The sequence below is a fragment of the Kitasatospora sp. NPDC058184 genome, assembly GCF_042883725.1.
Classification (GTDB): domain Bacteria; phylum Actinomycetota; class Actinomycetes; order Streptomycetales; family Streptomycetaceae; genus Kitasatospora.
On record NZ_JBHVVE010000036.1, the window covers coordinates 39,306 to 55,870 of the forward strand.

Genomic DNA, 16,565 nt, shown 5'->3' on the forward strand with positions numbered 1-16,565 from the left:
TCATCTCTGCTGTTGTTGTTGAGAGAAAGAACCCGATGAAGCGCAAAGGCACCGGCCCGGACGGCCTGGTGATCGTCGACAAGCCTGAGGGCATCACGTCGCACGGGGTCGTCGCCAAGCTGCGGTGGCTGGCCGGGACCCGGAAGGTCGGGCACGCCGGCACCCTGGACCCGATGGCCACCGGCGTCCTGGTGATCGGCGTCGAGCGGGCCACCCGGCTGCTCGGCCACCTGATGCTCACCGCCAAGACCTACGAGGCGACCATCCGGCTCGGCCAGACCACCGTCACCGACGACCGCGAGGGCGAGGTCACCGCCTCGGCCCCGGCCGACGCCGTCACCCGGGAGGCGATCGACGCCGGGATCGCGGCGCTCACCGGCGAGATCATGCAGGTGCCGTCCAAGGTCAGCGCGATCAAGATCGACGGCAAGCGCTCGTACGCGCGGGTGCGCGAGGGCGAGGAGTTCGAGCTCGCGGCCCGGCCGACCACGATCCACTCCTTCACCGTGCACGGGCAGCGCGCGGCGGTCGCCGAGGACGGCACGCCGGTGATCGACCTGGACGTCACCGTCGAGTGCTCCTCCGGCACCTACATCCGGGCGCTGGCCCGGGACCTGGGCGCCGGGCTGGGCGTCGGCGGGCACCTGACCGCGCTGCGGCGCACCAGGGTCGGGCCGTACGGGGTGGAGTCGGCGCGCACCCTGGAGCAGCTGGAGGCCGACGTCACCGGCGAGTCCGCCAAGGGTCTCGAGGTGCTGCCGATCGGCGAGGCCGCGGCGGCCGCCTTCCCGCGCTGGGACCTGGACGAGGCCTCGGCGGAGAAGCTGTCGCACGGCGCCCGGCTGAAGGCGCCCGGGATGGGCGTGGACGGGCCGATCGCGGTGTTCGGGCCGGACGGGCGCTTCCTCGCGCTGGTCGAGGAGAAGGGCGGGCAGGCGAAGCCGGTCGCGGTCTTCGTCGGCTGACGCCCCCGCTGTTCGGAGCCCCCGTCGGGAATCGTCCCGACGGGGGCTTCCCCGTTCCCGGACCCCCTTTCACCCGCACGAGGGAGCGCGCGGAGTGAACGCCCGTGGTGAGCGGCGCGGGCGCGGTCGGACCGCCTCCCGCGCGGGCAGGCTCCGGGCGGCGGGCGAGCGACGGTCGAGGGGGCATGGGATGCCGGGGTTTCTGGAGGGCGATCCGGGGCGGTACCTGCTGCGGATCCGCGACCTCAACGGGCGGCTGCACGGCTTAGGGTTCGTCGCCGACCCGCAGGGGGGCGTGCTGACGGCACACGAGAGCGTGGCCGGACTGGACCGGGTCGTCCTGCACACCCCCGGCGGGCAGACCAGGGTGCTCGGCCCGGACACCGTGCTGCCGCTGCCCGGGCACGGGCTCGCCCTGCTGCGCACCGAGGCGGTCGGCGGGCTGCCGGTGCCGCCGCTGCCGCTGGCCGCCGTCGCGGCCGGGCACGAGGTGCTGCTGCCCGCGCTGGCGGGGGAGGACGGCCGGGTGGTCGCGCTGCGCTGCGGGCTGCTCGGGGTCACCGGCGCGGCGTACGGCGGGCACCGGCTGGGCGGGGTGCTGCTGCTGGACGTGCCGGTGGTCGGCGGGGTCGCGGTGCCGGCCGGCTCGCCGGTGCTGGACGCCCGCAGCGGGGCGGTGGTCGCGCTGGCCGCGCCCGCCCTGCGCGACCCCCGGCACGGCGGGGCGCTGCCGGCCGTGGCGGTGGGAGCGGGCCCCGGGGACGGGACGGCGGCCGCCGGGGTGCTGGCCGGGCTGCTGGCGAGCAACGCGGCGGCGGTGCCCGGCTACGGCCCGGCGCTCAACCTGGCCGGGGTGCTGCGGCTGACCGCCGCCCAGGTGACGGCCGCCGGTGCCGGGCCGGCCCGGGTGGCCGACCTGGCCGCCGACCGGGTGGACCGGCCGGACGGCCTCGCCGGGGACGAGCCGGCCGCGACCGTCACCGCGCTGGTCGGCGCCCCCGGCAGCGGACGCACCACCGAACTGGCCGCGCTGGCCGCCCGCCGGCACGGCGGCGCCCACCCGCTGCCCACCCTCTGGCTGCGCGGCGCCGACCTGCGGGCCGGGGACCGCTCGCTCGCCGAGCCGCTGGAGCGGGCGCTGGCCGCCGCCGCGGCCGGACTCGGCACCCCGGCGCCCGCGCCGGAGCCGGTGGCGGCGCTGTGCGCGGCGGCGGGCCGGCCCCTGCTGGTGGTCCTGGACGGCCCCGAGGAGGCCCCGCTGGCGGTGGACGCGCGCTGGCTGCGCGGCGCCGGCCAATGGCTGACCGGCTGCGGCGCCCGGCTGGTCACCGCCTGCGGCGAGGAGCTCTGGGAGCGGCTCGCGGCCGAGACCTGGGGGATCGGCACGCCCGGCCCCCGCCGTACCGCCGAACCGCACCCGGACGGCGACCTGGGCAGCGCCCCCACCGTACGGATGGACGGCCGCGGCCCGGACGGGCCGAGCCTGGCCGGGCAGCGGCTCGGCCCGCTGCCCCCCGAGGCGGCCGAGCGGGTGCGCCGCCGGTACGGGCTGCCGCCGGGCCACCCGGCCGCCGCCGGGGACGGCGGGCACCCGCTGGCCGTCCGGCTGGCCGGGGAGCTGTGGGCCCAGGGGCTGCGCGACGGGCCGGTGCGCCGCGGCGAGCTGTTCGACGCCTTCCTGGACCTGCGCTGCCTGCGGGTGGCCCAGCGGCTGGCCGAGGACGGCCGGCCGCGCCGCCCGGGCGCCCACCGCCGGGGCGCGGTGCGGCCGGCCGGGCCGCGGCACCGGCGGGTGCGCCGGCTCGCGGCGGCGGTGGCCGGGCGGGTGCACGAGGCGGCCCGGCGGATGCTCGGCGGCCGGTCGGGCGGCGGGCTGGACCGGGCCGCCTTCGAGGAGCTGTTCCCGGTCGAGGGCGGCTGGGCCACGGCGGTGCTCGCCGAGGGCCTGTTCGTCCCGGCCGGGCCCGGGTTCCGCTTCGCGCACGGGGAGTTCGCGGACTGGCTGCAGGGCCGGCACCTGGACCTGGACGCGGCGCTGCGGCTGCTGCTCGGCGAGGCCGAGGACACCCCGCCGTGGCCCGCCGACGAGCCGGCGGAGCCCGGCGGCCACCCGGCGGCGGAGACGGCGGAGACGGCCGCCGGGGCGGACGCCGTCCCCCGGCACCGGATCGGCCCGGTCGCCGCCGCACTGCGCCGGGTGGCCGAGACCTGGGGCGCCGGCGCCCTGGACCCGTGGCTGCACCGGATCTGGCGCGCCCTGGACCTGCGCCCGCCGGGCAGCGAACCCGCCTGGTGGGCGGCCCGGTTGCTCGCCGAGGGCCTGGCCGCAGGCCCGGACCCGGCCGAACACCGGGCACTGCTCGACCAGATGGCGGCCCGGATCGCCGAACGGGCGGGCGGGACGGGCGCGGTGGCGCTCCCGGCGGCCGGGCTCGGCCGCTTCGGGCCGGCCTTCTGGACCGGCCTCGGCCTGCCCGTCGAGGCCGAACTCGCCCTGCTGCGCGGCCTGGTGGCCGCCGACGGCCCCGGGCAGCGCTTCCTCGCCGTGGTGGCCCAGCGGCTGCGCGCCGACCCGGTCGGGGTGTTCCCGCTGCTCTGTGCCTGGTTCGAGGACCCGCGCGGCCTGCCGGGCCGCCCGGGGCGCACCGTCGCCGACCTCGCCCACGACCTGCTGTACGCCCACCGGCGGCTCGCCCTGGACGAGTTGGCCGACGCGCTGGCCGCCGCCGCGCACCCGCGGGCGGACGCGCTGCTCACCGTGCTCGCCGCCGAGGAGCCGTCCGCGCTCTGCCGCGCGGTGGACCGCTGGAGCCACGACCGGCGGCCCGAACGGCACGTCGCGGCGGCCGTGCACGCGCTGCGGACCGCCCCGTACGCCTCCGGGGCCGGCGTCGAGCTGCTGCGGTACACCGCGCTGACCCTGCTCGCCCGCGAGGACGAGCCCGGTCTGCACGGGGCCGCGCTGGCGCTGCTGGTCGGCGATCCGGCGACCCGGGCCGAGCACCTGCCGGCCGCGCTCGCCCTGCTGCGGGCCGGCGGCGACGCCTTCCTCACCCCGCGGGCGCTCGCCCCGGCCCTGGAGAGCGACCCGGAACCCGTCCTGGCGGCCTTCGCCGACTGCTCGGCCGCCCCCGGTGCGGCGCCCGCCGAGACGCTGCGGGTGCTCGCCGACGCCACCGCCCCGGCGGCCGTGCGGCGGGGCGCCGAGCTGGCCGCCGGGCTGCTGCGCGGGAACCCGCGGCTGGCCGGCCCGGTCGCCGTCGACTACCTCGGCCGCCGGCTGGCGCGAGCCGCCGCCGGCCCGGCCGACCGGCTGGAGCTGCGGGTGCTGATCGGCGCCGCGCTGGCGGCCCGCAGCGCGGCCGTCCGGCGGCCGTTCGCCGAGGTGCTGTCCGTCCCGGTGGCCGACCCGGCGGCGGACGCGCTGCGCTGCGAGCTGCTGGACACCCTGCTCACCGCCGAGACCGACCCGGCGGTGCTGACCGTCGCCGTGGAGCGGCTCGCCGAGCACTGCGCGGCCGAGAACCCGGCCCGGGCCCGGGCGGTGCTGGCCCGGGCCGGCACCGGGCTGCCGGGCGCGGACGAGCTGCTGGTGCGCTGCGCCGGGCGGTCGGCGGCCTTCGCCCGGCTGCTCGCCCGGTGGCCGTCCGGGGCCGCGCCGACCGCCCCGGACGGCCCCCGGCTGGCCCGGATGCGGGCCCTGGCGGCGGCCGGACGGGACCCGCAGTACGCCGCCGCGGAGGCCGAGCGGGCCGTCTCCGGGCGGGCCGCGGGGCCCTCGGCGGGCTCAACCCGTATTCCGGTGCCTGAGCCGGGGCAGGCGCATGGCACGCTATAGGGGTTCGGGTTTTGAGCGTTTGAGCGTACAGAGGGTACGCGCCGTACGGAACAAGGAGCGGTCAGGTGCAGCGCTGGCGTGGCCTGGAGGAGATCCCCGGGGACTGGGGACGCAGCGTCGTCACCATCGGCTCGTTCGACGGGGTGCACCGAGGACATCAGCTGATCATCGGGCGGGCGGTCGAGCGGGCCCGCGAACTGGGCGTCCCGGCGGTCGTGGTGACCTTCGACCCGCACCCGCGCGAGGTCATCCGCCCGGGCAGCCACCCGCCGCTGCTCGCGCCGCACCCGCGCCGTGCCGAGCTGATCGCGGAGCTGGGCGTGGACGCGGTGCTGGTGCTGCCGTTCACCACCGAGTTCTCCCAGGAGTCCCCGGAGACCTTCGTCCGGCAGGTACTGGTGGACGCGCTGCACGCGCGGGTCGTCATCGAGGGCCCCAACTTCCGCTTCGGGCACCGGGCGGCCGGGAACGTCGAGCTGCTCGGCGAACTGGGCCGGGCGGACGACTTCGAGGTTGAGGTGGTCGACCTCCAGGTGTGCGGCACGGCCGGGGACGGCGAGCCGTTCTCCTCCAGCCTGACCCGCCGGCTGGTGGAGACCGGGGACATGGCCGGCGCCAACGAGGTGCTGGGCCGTCCGCACCGGGTGGAGGGCGTGGTGGTGCGCGGCGCGCAGCGCGGCCGCGACCTGGGCTACCCGACCGCCAACGTCGACACCGTGCCGCACAGCGCGATCCCGGCGGACGGCGTGTACGCGGGCTGGCTGACCGCCGACGGCGAGCGGATGCCGGCGGCGATCTCGGTCGGCACCAACCCGACCTTCGACGGCACCACCCGCACCGTGGAGGCCTACGCCATCGACCGGGTCGGCCTGGACCTGTACGGGCTGCACGTGGCCGTGGACTTCCTGGCCTACCTGCGCGGGATGGAGAAGTTCGACTCCATCGACGCGCTGCTGGACCGGATGGCCGACGACGTCAAGCGGGCCCGCGAGCTGACCGACGGCATCTGAGCGACGGCATCCGAGCGACAGCGTCCGAGGCGTCGCAGAACGACGGAAGGGGCCCACCGACACCAGGTCGGTGGGCCCCTTCCGTCGCTGTCACTGCTGGGGCGGGGGCGGCGGGTAGCCGTAGCCCGGCCCCGGCTGCTGCGGCCAGGGCGCCCCGGGGGCGGGCTGCTGCGGGTAGCCGTACCCGGGCGGGGGCGGCGGGGCCTGGCCGGGCTGCGGGGCCCACGGCGCCCCGGGGGCGGGCTGGCCGGCCTGCTGCGGGTACGGCTGGGCCTGCTGCTGCGGGTCGGCGTACGGCTGGGGGCCGCCCGGCTGCGGGTAGCCGGCCTGGGCCTGCTGCTGCCAGCCGGCCTGCTGGGCGGCGGCGGCCTGGTGGGCCCGGATGATGTCCTCGCCGACCAGGGTGGCCAGCTCGAAGTAGGCCTCCCGGACCTTGGGCCGCATCATGTCGAGGTTGACCTCGGCGCCGGCCGCCAGGCTCTCGTCGAACGGCACCACGATCACGCCGCGGCAGCGGGTCTGGAAGTGCGCGACGATGTCCTCGACCTTGATCATCTTGCTGGTCTCGCGCACCCCGGAGACCACCGTGATGCTGCGCTGGACCAGGTCCGCGTAGCCGTGCGCGGAGAGCCAGTCCAGGGTGGTCGAGGCGCTGGAGGCGCCGTCCACGCTGGGGGTGGAGACGATGATCAGCTGGTCGGCCAGGTCCAGCACTCCGCGCATCGCGCTGTACAGCAGGCCGGTGCCGGAGTCGGTCAGGATGATCGGGTACTGGCGGCCCAGCACGTCGATCACCTGGCGGTAGTCCGAGTCGTTGAAGGTGGTCGAGACCGCCGGGTCGACGTCGTTCGCCAGGATCTCCAGGCCCGAGTTCAGGTCCTGCGAGGTGAACTGACGGATGTCCATGTAGCTGCGCAGGTGCGGGATGGCCGTCACCAGGTCGCGGATGGTCGCGCCGGTCTGGCGCTTCACCCGGCGGCCCAGGGTGCCGGCGTCCGGGTTGGCGTCGATCGCGATCACCTTGTCCTGGCGCTCGCTGGCCAGGGTCGCGCCGAGCGCGGTGGTGGTCGTGGTCTTGCCGACGCCGCCCTTGAGGCTGATCACGGCGATCCGGTAGCAGCTCAGCACCGGGGTGCGGATGATCTCCAGCTTGCGGGCCTTCTCGGCCGCCGCGGCCTTGCCGCCGAACTGGAAGCGCGGCTGCTGGCGCTGCTGCTTGGGCTGGCTGCGCAGCAGCCGGTCCGAGGACAGCTCGACGGCGGCGGTGTAGCCCAGCGGCGCGCCGTGCGCGGTCTGCTGCGGGGCGGCGGCCTGCTGGAACGCGCTGGGCTGCGGGGCCTGCGGCTGCTGCTGCCACGGCTGGCCGGGCAGCGGCTGCCCCGGCAGCGGCGGGCCGGGCTGGGCCTGCGGGCCGGGCTGCGGCGGGACCGGCTGCTGGTACGCGGCGGGCTGCGGCCAGCCGCCCTGGCGCGGGTCCACCGGGCCGGGGGGCTGCGGGGCGGCGGCGTGCTGCGGCTGCTGCGGCTGTTGGGCCTGCTGGGCCTGCTGGGCCGCCCACGCGGCCTGCGGGTCCCAGGAAGCCGACGGGTCCTGGGGGTGCTGCGGCGGGACCTGCTGGACGGGCGGCTGCGCGAAGTTCTGCGGCTGCGCGGGCGCGACGGGCGCGGGAGCAGGGGCGGGCGCCGGGTACGGCTGCGGCGCGGGCTGCTGCGCCGCGGCCTCCGGCGTCGGCCAGGCCGGGGCACCGGCCTGCGGCTGCTCGGCGACCGGCGGAGCCGGGGCGGCCGCCGGGAACGGGACGTGCTGCGCCTCGGCCTGCACCGGCGGGACCGGCGCGGCGGGCGTGGGCGTGGCAGCGGGCGTCGGGGCCGGGACGGCGGCCGGCGCGGCCTCCGCCGCCGGGGCGGCGGCCTGGCCGGGCACCGGAGCCTGGGCCTGCCGCTGCTCCGGAGCGGCCTGCTGCGCCGGGGCCTGCTGGGCCTGCGCCGGAGCGGCGGCGGCGGGCACCGGGGCGTCGGCCGAGGCCGGAGCCCCGGCAGCCGGAGCCGAAGCGGCCGGAGCCGAAGCGGCCGGAGCCCCAGCGGCCGGAGCCCCAGCGGCCGGAGCCGAAGCGGCCGGAGCCCCAGCGGCCGGAGCCCCAGCGGCCGGAGCCGAAGCGGGCTCCGTCTGCACGTACCAGGACGGGGGAGTGTAGTCAGGCGCGTCCGACCAGTCGTCGTCGTCCTCCGCCGCGTTGTCGCCGACGTAGACGCCGTCCCGATCGCTGCTCACTTTTCTGGCTCCCTCGTGTTCGCCGCCGCTTGTTCAGCGGTGCCGTTGCCGCATCAAAGACTAGGCCGTACGGCAACCCCCGTTGAAGGCGGCTTCGGTTCCCCGACGGCCCGCCCGGTGCGGCGAGCCGCTGCTCAGTCCATCCGGCGCGGCCCGCCGAGCACCTGTTGTTCGGCCTGTCCGGCCACGGCCCGTACGTACTGGCGCCGCATCCGGGTCGCCCACAGGGTGAGGTCGTCGCCGAGGGTGGGCAGGGCGGCCACGTCCTCCGGGGGCAGCGAGAGCACCCGGCCGGTCAGTTCCGCCTCCTGCGGCGAGATCCGCTGCACGCCGACCAGGTCGGCCGCGTTCAGCACCCGGGAGGCGTTGGGGCCCAGGTAGGGCAGCAGGGTCAGGGTGGTCTGCCAGGGCGCGGCGGAGAGCCGGCTGCGCGGCGGGCGGGCGCCGAGGTCGCGCACCACCAGGACCGGCGAGGCCACCGAGGCGCCCTGCGGGCCGAGCCGGCCGACCTGGTGGACCGTCACGCAGGGCTGGCCGCCGCCGGCCGCCTGGGCCAGCGGGCCCCACAGCTGCCCGCGGGCGGTCTCCACCGCGACCCGGGCGCCGATCGCGGCCGCCCGCAGCGCGATGACCTGCGCGGTCCACATGCCGCCGACGAGCACCAGGTCGTACGAGGTCGGGCGGAACAGGCCGAGCACGGCGGGCAGTCCCTGCGGGTCGACGCCGATGACCACGCCGTCGTCGCCGACCGGGAAGGCCAGCGCCGCGAGGTCGGCCGCCTCCAGGACGTGCTTCTCCCGGCGCGGGCCGCGCAGTCCGAAGCCGGGCAGGAGCCGCGGCCTGGTCCGGCGCTGCTCGGCGCCGGGCTGCGGGCCGACGGTGGGGTAGGTCTGGTACGCCATCAGGAAGCCCCTCCGAGCGGCAGGGTGGCGAGCATGCCGGGGGCCTGCTCCAGGTCGAGCCGGACGAGGCCGAGCCCGGTGCTCTGGGCCCGGGTCTCCACCTGGCGGCCGACCTGGCCGACCTCGCTCTCGTTGCGCCCGGTCACCCGCAGGTGCCCGCTGACCGTCACCGAGCCGCCGGTGCCGTGCCCGGCGGTCAGGCTGAAGGTGCTGGCGAGGGCCGGCGAGCCGGTGATCAGGTTGACCAGGTCCGGCGCGGCGATCCGGCCGGGGGCGCCGCCGGGGCGGCTGAGCTGCGGCCAGCGGGAGATCCAGTACGTGGTGTGCCAGCGGTCGTCGATCCGCCAGAACCGGTTGCCCTCCTGGGTGCGGCGGGTGGTGCCGCCGCCGCTGCCGGTGCCCTGGCGGCCGGCCACCGCGATCGGGTTGGCGCAGGTGGCGATGGCCAGCGCGGCGATCAGCTCGCGCTCGTCCAGCACGGTCGCGTTGAAGCCCGCGCTGTTGAGCCGACCGGCCAGCTGGTCGGTGACCCGCTGCAGCGCCTTGCGGGCGCCCTCCTCGCCGCCGCCGCGGGCCCGGACGGCGGTCGCCGCGCGCTCCGGGTCGAGCTTGAGCGCGACCCAGGTCAGCCGCAGTCCGGGGGTGGAGGTGCCGTCCGGCAGCTCGCGGTAGGCGCGGGCGGCCAGCGACTGCTCGGGCAGGTGCTGGGCGGGGGCGGGCTGGGTGTGCTGGACCAGCTGCACCGACTCCAGGGTGATGTCGTCCACCGTGAGCGCCGAGCAGACCACGTCCAGCGGCAGCGGCAGCGCGGTGCGCACCGGGCGCAGCGGCTGGTCCTTGGCCTGGACGAGCAGGACCGAGGTGAGGAAGGTCCCGTCGCCGACCATGCCGGTCTCCCGGCGGACCGGGCGGCCGCCGAACTCGGCCTCGGTGGCGTGGGTGCAGGTGCGCAGCCCCGGTTCGAGCTCCAGCGCGGGCGCCAGCGCCGGGTCGGTGCCGGCCGGCGGCAGCAGCGTCCGGGCCTGCCTGCGGCGGGACTTGAGGGCGGCGCGGACCCGCAGCAGGTCCGGGACGGTGCGGCCGCGCACCGGGAGGAGGGCGAGTACGAGCAGCACCAGCGCGACGGCGCCGAAGCCGGCCGCGACCGTCCGGCTGATCGTCCAGCCGACGGCGACCAGGGCCGCCGCGACCTCGACCAGGACGAGCTGCTGGAGCTTCAACCGCCCGCCGAGCAGCCCCGGTCGGGGGTTGATCCGGACCTGGACGGCGCCGCCGCCCCCGGTGCCGGTCGGCTGCGGCCGGTCGGGCCCCGTCCCCGGTCCTGTCCCCGTCCCGGTCTCGGCCGTCGGCGTGCTGTGCTGCGCCCGGCCGGCCCGGCGCGCCCTCCCGCCGCCCGCACTGCGGCGGCGTCCTGGAGCGGTCTGGCTTGGCATCCCCCGGTGGCCCTCTCTGATCCGTTCTCGCGGCCCGGCTGGCTGTGTCGCGGACCGTACCCGTACCGTACTCACCGTCTGCTGCCGCATCGTAGAGGGTTCGCGCCGGTTCGTGCCCGGCGGGTGACCACGGGGCAGGTCGGTCTGACAACGCCCGACAACGTCTGACTAGGGGGACGACGAGGTATGGCATCGCGCCGGGACGAGCTGAACGCGTACACCTTCGCCCGCAAGCGCACGGTGGGCGCCTTCCTGCTGCCCGCCGGCGGCGGCAGCGACGAGGACGCGCCGCGTCCGGTGAAGGCGGTGCTGCCGAGTGTGCTGGCCGGGGCGGTGGTGGTGGCCGGCTTCGGGCTCTGGGGGGTCTTCAAGCCGAGTGCGCCGGTGAAGTGGGACGACGGCAAGAACATCATCCAGGGCAAGCAGTCGACGACCCGGTACGTGGTGCTCACCGACCAGGACAACAAGACCAAGCGGCTGCACCAGGTCCTCAACATGTCCTCGGCGCGGCTGGTGCTGCCCGCGGGCGCCAAGGTCGTGGTGGTGGACGACGGGGTGCTCGACCGCTACCCCAACCACGGGCCGACGATCGGCATCCCGTACGCGCCGGACAAGCTGCCGACCACGGACAACGCGAACAAGCCGATGAAGTGGGCGGTGTGCGACCGCCCGGGTTCGGACGACAAGCAGGAGACCGTCAACCAGGCGGTGTTCGTGGCGGCCGGGGCGGACGCGACGGCGCTGGCGGCCAAGGACCGGATGCTCGGCCCGGACCAGCTGATGCTGGTGCAGCAGGCCGACGAGCAGCAGATCTCGGCCGCGCCGGCGGCGGGTCAGCCGGCCGCCTCGGGTGCGGCGGTGTTCCTGGTCGACGCGCAGGGCCGCAAGCACGAGATCGGCACCCCGCAGTCGGACGACAAGGAGCGCAAGGCGCTGATCACCGCGGTGTTCGGGCCCAACGCGGTGCCGCAGCGGGTCAAGCGGGACTGGCTGGACACCCTGGTGACCGCCACCCCGATCACCTTCCCGCAGGTCGAGGGCGTGGCCGACAGCCAGGGCGCCAACTCCAAGGTGGAGCTGGGCAACCAGGCCGACCGCCGGGTCGGCCGGCTGGTGCACTACCAGGACCGCCACTACGTGGTCGGCAAGGAGCAGCTGTTCCTGGTCACCCCGTTCCAGGCGGAGCTGATCCGGCAGAACCCGGCGTACCAGATGCTCTACAAGTACGACCAGGACAAGAAGCCGCGCAGCGACGAGATGATCCCGGCCGACAACGCCCAGTGGGGCGGCGACGTCGCGCTGAAGGGCACCGCGCCGGACTGGCCGCTGAAGACCGGTGCGCCGGTGAACAACTGGCAGGACCGCCAGGACGCCCGGATGGTCGTGTGCAGCACCTACGACGGCGTCGCCGCGGACGGGGCCACCGCCAAGCGCAGCGTCTGGGCCGGGACGACGTACCCCGCGCCGTACAACAACGGCGCCGGGGCCGCGTACGTGACCCCCGGTCACGGGCTGTTCTACCGCTCGCTGGACCACGCGGCGGCCGGCTCCGGGACCGACTTCCTGATCACCGAGACCGGGTTGCGCTACTCCGTCCCGTCCAACGGTGACGGCGGCCAGCGTCCCACGGCCTCGCCGCAGCCGGGCCAGAGCGCCCCGCCGAAGCAGCCGACGCCGCAGCCGACGGCCACGCCGGCCCCCGGGGCGCCGTCCCAGGAGCCCGGCCAGCAGGAGGAACCGGGCGGCAACCAGGCCCGGTTGGGCTACCAGGGGGTCCAGCCGCTGCCGGTGCCGAAGGAGTGGTCGAACCTGGTTCCGGCCGGTCCGCCGCTGACCGCGAAGAGCGCCGCCCAGCCGCAGAACGCCTGACCGGCCAAGCGCGGCAACCGAATTGGCCGCAGTGTCATGGTCTGGTAACTACTCTGTGCTCGGTGTTGGGCGAGCTGCGTGTGCCGACTACAGTGCTGCTGGACATCACACGGGTGATGGCACGGTGGGGCCCCTCGCGGGCCCTCCGTGCACGCAAAATGTTGTCTCATGGGGGACGGTGGAGCATGGCTCAGGGTCAGTTCACGATGACGGCGCAGGAGATGCTGGCGTTCGCCAAGCAGATCGAAGAGGCCATCGGCAAGATCGAGGCCGAGCGGACCAAGCTGATCAGCACGGTCTCCGGCATCACCGGCGGCTGGCAGGGCCAGGCCGCGAGCGCCTACACGACCCTGCAGAACCGGGTCAACGAGGACATCGCGAAGCTGAAGGAGTCGCTGACCGCGATCAAGCACGCGATCGAGCTGACCACCAAGCACTACGCGAGCACCGAAGAGGAGCAGAAGGCGATGTTCTCCTCGGCCCAGGGCTGATCACCGCTTCCGCGTTGATCGTCGCACCCGCGCCGACCGCCGTTCTGTCCCGATCCACCGCTCCGCGGAGCGCCCGCCACTGACCGCGTGGCGCTCCGCACCCTCGTCTAGGGAGACAACGTGTCCGACCACATTCTCGTCAACTTCGAGACCGTTCACCACGCGTCCGAGGAGGTCAAGGCCTCGGCGAGCCGCATCGACCACCTGCTGAACGACCTCAAGGGCAACGTCACCCGCATCGCCTCCAGCTGGCAGGGTGCGGCCCAGGAGGGCTACCAGGCCCACCAGGCCCAGTGGGACGCCCGCGCCGCCGACCTGCAGAAGACCTGCACGCAGATCGCGACCTCGCTGGACCAGGCCGCGCAGAGCTACCGGACGACCGAGGACGCCAACGCCAAGCTCTGGGGCTGACGTTCGGGTTCCGTAGGGAACAGCAGGGGGCGGGTACCCGGATTCCGGGCACCCGCCCCCGACGCGCGACACGGGTGGACGACATGAGGGGTGGCAGGGTGTCCCGACACGGGTACCGGAAGGCGGCCGCGGCGCTCGCCGCGCTCGCGGTGCTGGGCGGCCCGCTCGCCGCCCCGGCGTACGCCGAGGGCGGGCCCGGACTGGCCGCGGCCGGCGACTGCCCCAAGCCGGCGCCCGACGTGCCGACCGTGCCGTGGTCGCTGCAGCGCCTGCTGCTGGACGAGTTGTGGCAGGGCGGGAAGACCACCGGCGCGGGCGTGACGGTCGCGGTCATCGACACCGGGGTGGACGTCAACAACCCGCAGCTGAGCGGAAAGGTCGACGAGGGCCCCAACCTGCTGGTCAACCGGGAGACCAAGGAGGCGATCCCGGGCAAGTCCATCGAGGACCCGGTCGGCCACGGCACCAAGGTGGCCGGGATCATCGCGGCCGGCCCCAGGAAGACCACCGGTTTCGTCGGACTGGCCCCCGACGCCAGGATCTTCTCGATCCGGCAGAACGACAGCGACGGCAACGGCGACGTCTCCACCCTGGTCACGGCGATCAGGAAGGCGGCCGACCAGCCCGGCGTCAAGGTCATCAACATCTCCCAGGACGTGCGCGGCGCGGGCGACGCCCGCTTCGGCGGGTACCAGGAGCTGAAGGCCGCCGTCGACTACGCCGAGGCGAAGAACATCGTGGTGGTCGCCTCCACCGGGAACGACGGCAAGGAGGGCGACACCTACCCGGGCGCCTTCCCGACCGTGCTGGCCGTCGGCGCCTCCGACCGCAACAACGAGCGCGCGCCGTTCTCCCAGTACGGCGGCTTCGTGAAGGTCGCCGCGCCCGGTGTCGACATGCTGTCCACCGTGCCCGGGAGCGGCCAGTGCGTGGACAACGGCACCAGCTTCGCCGCCCCGTACGTCTCCGGGCTCGCCGCGCTGCTGTGGAGCGCCCACCCGAACTGGAAGGCGGCCCAGGTGCGGGCCTGGATCGAGCAGACCGCGCAGCGCACCCAGCGCGAGCCGGACAACTTCACCGGCTGGGGCGTGGTGGACCCGGTCAGGGCCGTCACCAAGGCTCCCGACGACGCGCCCTTCGCGCCCACCCCGGACGCCCCGGTGCAGCTCGCCGCCGCGCCGATCGTGCCGCGCCCGGTGGGTCTCGGCGAGACCCAGGCCGACCGGGACGGCCGTACCGCGACGTACGTCCTCGGCGTCGGCGCGCTGCTGGTCGCCCTGCTGATCGGCGGCGGCACGGTGCTGCGCGACCACCGGCGCAAGTCCGCCGACTGACGCCCGACTCACGTCCGACCCCCGCCCGCTCGGGGTCCGACCGGGCCGGCGCGTCGAAGAACCGCCGGAACCCCTGTAACACCGCAGCCCGCCCGCCGCATCGATGAAGTGTCAGGGACGGCGGACCGCGGGGGGCAGGGCGCATGGGGTGGATCGGGGCGGGCCGGGAGGCCAAGGACGCGGAGTTCCTGGAACTCGTCTCCGGCCGGACCGGCCACCTGTACCGCTCGGCGTGCCTGCTCACCAGCGGCGACACCCACTACGCCGAGGACCTCGTGCAGGAGGCCCTCAGCCGGATGTACGTGCTGTGGCGGCGCAGCGCCTTCACCGGCCGCGGCCGGATCGACAACCCGGCGGCCTACACCCACACCGTGATGGTGCGCACCTTCCTCGCCCAGCAGCGCCGCCGCTCCAGCGGCGAGCGCCCCAGCGACGCCCTGCCGGAGCCGGAGGGGCAGGACGCCGACCGCACGCTGCGGCTGACCCTCCTCGACGCGCTCGGCCGGATGCCGCCCAAGGACCGCGCGGTCCTGGTGCTGCGCTACTGGGAGGACCGCAGCGTCGAGGAGACCGCCGAGGCCATGCGGGTCTCCTCCGGGGCCGTCCGTACCCGCACCACCCGGGCCCTGGCCCGGCTGCGCGCCCTGCTCGGCGACTCGCTGGCCGAGCTCGCCGCCCGCTGAGGCCGGCCGCCGACCGCCCGGTACCTCTCACCACCACCCGCGACGCAAGGAGACGGTGAACACCCATGTCCGAACCGGACAAGTTCGAGGACGATCTTCTCTATGCCCTCACCCGTACGGGCGAAGGCTTCCGCCCCGGCCGGGCCGACCTGGTCGCGGGCGGCTACCGGCGCGGCCGCGGCCGCTGGCGCCGCCGCTCGACCGCCGCCGTGGTGGGCGGGGCGGCCGCGCTGGCCCTGGTGGGCACCGGCGCGGTGTACCTGGGCTTCCCGGGCACGAAGGACGCGGGCACGGTGAGCGCGGCCTCCGCCCCGGCGGCCACCGCCGGCGGCGACGGCGCCACCGCCTCGGCCACCCCGACCTCGGTGAAGTCCTCCGCCCCGGTGGTGATCACCGGGGACGAGGTGGTCGCCACCTTCCAGGCCCTGCTGCCCAAGGGCCAGGTGTCCGACGCGAAGGGGCACGGAACCGACGAGAACAAGGGGATGTACGCGGACGCCAACCTGGTGTTCGACGACGGCCAGGGCCGGTCGCTGATGGGCCTCAGCATCCAGAAGCACCGCCCCAAGGACGTCCAGCCGCAGACCTGCCCGACGGACCTCAAGCTCGCCTCGCTGGACTCCTGCGCCGTCACCGTGCTGCCGGACGGGTCGAAGCTCATGCTCACCCAGGGCTACGAGTACCCGGACCACCGGGCCACCACCAAGGAGTGGCGCGCCTCGGTGGCCCGTCCGGACGGCGGGCTGATCGGCCTCAGCGAGTGGAACTCCCCCCAGGAGAAGGACGCGCCGGACAGCCGGCCCAACCCGCCGCTCACGCCGGACCAGCTGAAGGCCGTCGTCACGGACCCGTCCTGGAACCGGGTCGTCGCGGCCCTCAGGTTCGACGGCGTCGACACCGAGGCGATCGACCCGGGCCTGTCGCTGCAGGACCGCGAGTCCGTCCTGACCGGGCTGCTGCCCGCCGGGGTGACCGTGACCGACCGCAGGAGCCGGGACCTGCGGGCGGACTTCGAGCTGGCCGGGGGCGGGCGGACCGGGACCCTGACGCTGACGGTCGAGAACTGGGCGAAGGCCCCCGACGACCGGCCGGGGCCGGAGGCGTACCAGGGCGCGGAGACCCTGCCGGACGGGACGAGGCTCCTGGCACGCGGCGCGGCGGCCAAGGTCCCGAAGGGGGTGCAGGTCGTGGACGCGATGCGGCCGGACGGCGTGGAGGTCCTGGTCACGCTGGTGTCGAAGGGCGATCCGCTGCTGACCGAGGCGGAGCTGCGGGCGGTCGCCACCAGCCCGCAGTGGACGCCGAAGAAGTAGCGCGGGAGACGGCGGTGCCCCGGGCCTGGGGGAGGCCCGGGGCCC

The 16,565-nt window shown here is 76.0% G+C and carries 12 protein-coding genes; 9 read left to right on the forward strand and 3 right to left on the reverse strand.

All coding sequences use genetic code 11. The features are described from left to right. Positions 1-35: 35 nt before the first annotated feature. From truB to ACFVXH_RS39040, 3 genes are all read left to right on the forward strand, one after another. Positions 36-965 (forward strand): tRNA pseudouridine(55) synthase TruB, encoded by a 930-nt coding sequence (gene truB, locus ACFVXH_RS39030; RefSeq protein ID WP_074006405.1) that lies wholly within the window; start codon positions 36-38, stop codon positions 963-965. A 190-nt stretch (positions 966-1,155) separates the two neighbouring features. Then, positions 1,156-4,803 (forward strand): serine protease, encoded by a 3,648-nt coding sequence (locus ACFVXH_RS39035; protein ID WP_387830930.1) that lies wholly within the window; start codon positions 1,156-1,158, stop codon positions 4,801-4,803. 65 nt (positions 4,804-4,868) lie between these two features. Then, complete coding sequence (locus ACFVXH_RS39040; protein WP_074006407.1) at positions 4,869-5,813, forward strand: bifunctional riboflavin kinase/FAD synthetase; 945 nt, start codon at positions 4,869-4,871, stop codon at positions 5,811-5,813. Between the two features lie 90 nt (positions 5,814-5,903). Here ACFVXH_RS39040 and ACFVXH_RS39045 read toward each other — a convergent pair whose 3' ends face one another. From ACFVXH_RS39045 to eccE, 3 genes are all read right to left on the reverse strand, one after another. Next, complete coding sequence (locus tag ACFVXH_RS39045; protein WP_387830932.1) at positions 5,904-8,084, reverse strand: MinD/ParA family protein; 2,181 nt, start codon at positions 8,082-8,084, stop codon at positions 5,904-5,906. 134 nt (positions 8,085-8,218) lie between these two features. Next, on the reverse strand, positions 8,219-8,986 hold the full coding sequence (locus tag ACFVXH_RS39050) for a hypothetical protein (RefSeq protein WP_380780982.1): 768 nt from the start codon (positions 8,984-8,986) through the stop codon (positions 8,219-8,221). Beyond that, positions 8,986-10,419, reverse strand: a complete 1,434-nt coding sequence (eccE, locus tag ACFVXH_RS39055) for a type VII secretion protein EccE (protein ID WP_079272941.1) — start codon at positions 10,417-10,419, stop codon at positions 8,986-8,988. Before eccE ends, ACFVXH_RS39050 begins: the two co-directional genes overlap by 1 nt. Positions 10,420-10,605: 186 nt before the next feature. Here eccE and ACFVXH_RS39060 point away from each other — a divergent pair, with 186 nt between their 5' ends. From ACFVXH_RS39060 to ACFVXH_RS39085, 6 genes are all read left to right on the forward strand, one after another. Beyond that, complete coding sequence (locus ACFVXH_RS39060; RefSeq protein WP_049657366.1) at positions 10,606-12,288, forward strand: type VII secretion protein EccB; 1,683 nt, start codon at positions 10,606-10,608, stop codon at positions 12,286-12,288. A gap of 185 nt (positions 12,289-12,473) precedes the next feature. After that, positions 12,474-12,779, forward strand: coding sequence for a WXG100 family type VII secretion target (locus ACFVXH_RS39065; RefSeq protein ID WP_063780319.1), 306 nt, complete (start codon positions 12,474-12,476; stop codon positions 12,777-12,779). Positions 12,780-12,899: 120 nt separating this feature from the next. Continuing rightward, positions 12,900-13,190: a WXG100 family type VII secretion target gene (locus ACFVXH_RS39070; RefSeq protein ID WP_049657362.1), complete on the forward strand. Its 291-nt coding sequence runs from the start codon at positions 12,900-12,902 to the stop codon at positions 13,188-13,190. 83 nt (positions 13,191-13,273) lie between these two features. Continuing rightward, the gene (gene mycP / locus ACFVXH_RS39075) at positions 13,274-14,524 is read left to right on the forward strand and encodes a type VII secretion-associated serine protease mycosin (RefSeq protein ID WP_387830935.1); all 1,251 of its coding nucleotides are present in this window, start codon (positions 13,274-13,276) and stop codon (positions 14,522-14,524) included. Between the two features lie 143 nt (positions 14,525-14,667). Then, positions 14,668-15,207, forward strand: a complete 540-nt coding sequence (locus ACFVXH_RS39080; protein WP_117487808.1) for a SigE family RNA polymerase sigma factor — start codon at positions 14,668-14,670, stop codon at positions 15,205-15,207. 65 nt (positions 15,208-15,272) lie between these two features. Continuing rightward, a complete protein-coding gene (locus ACFVXH_RS39085; protein ID WP_387830938.1) occupies positions 15,273-16,520 on the forward strand; it encodes a hypothetical protein in 1,248 nt (415 codons plus the stop codon). The last annotated feature ends 45 nt before the right edge of the window (positions 16,521-16,565 follow it).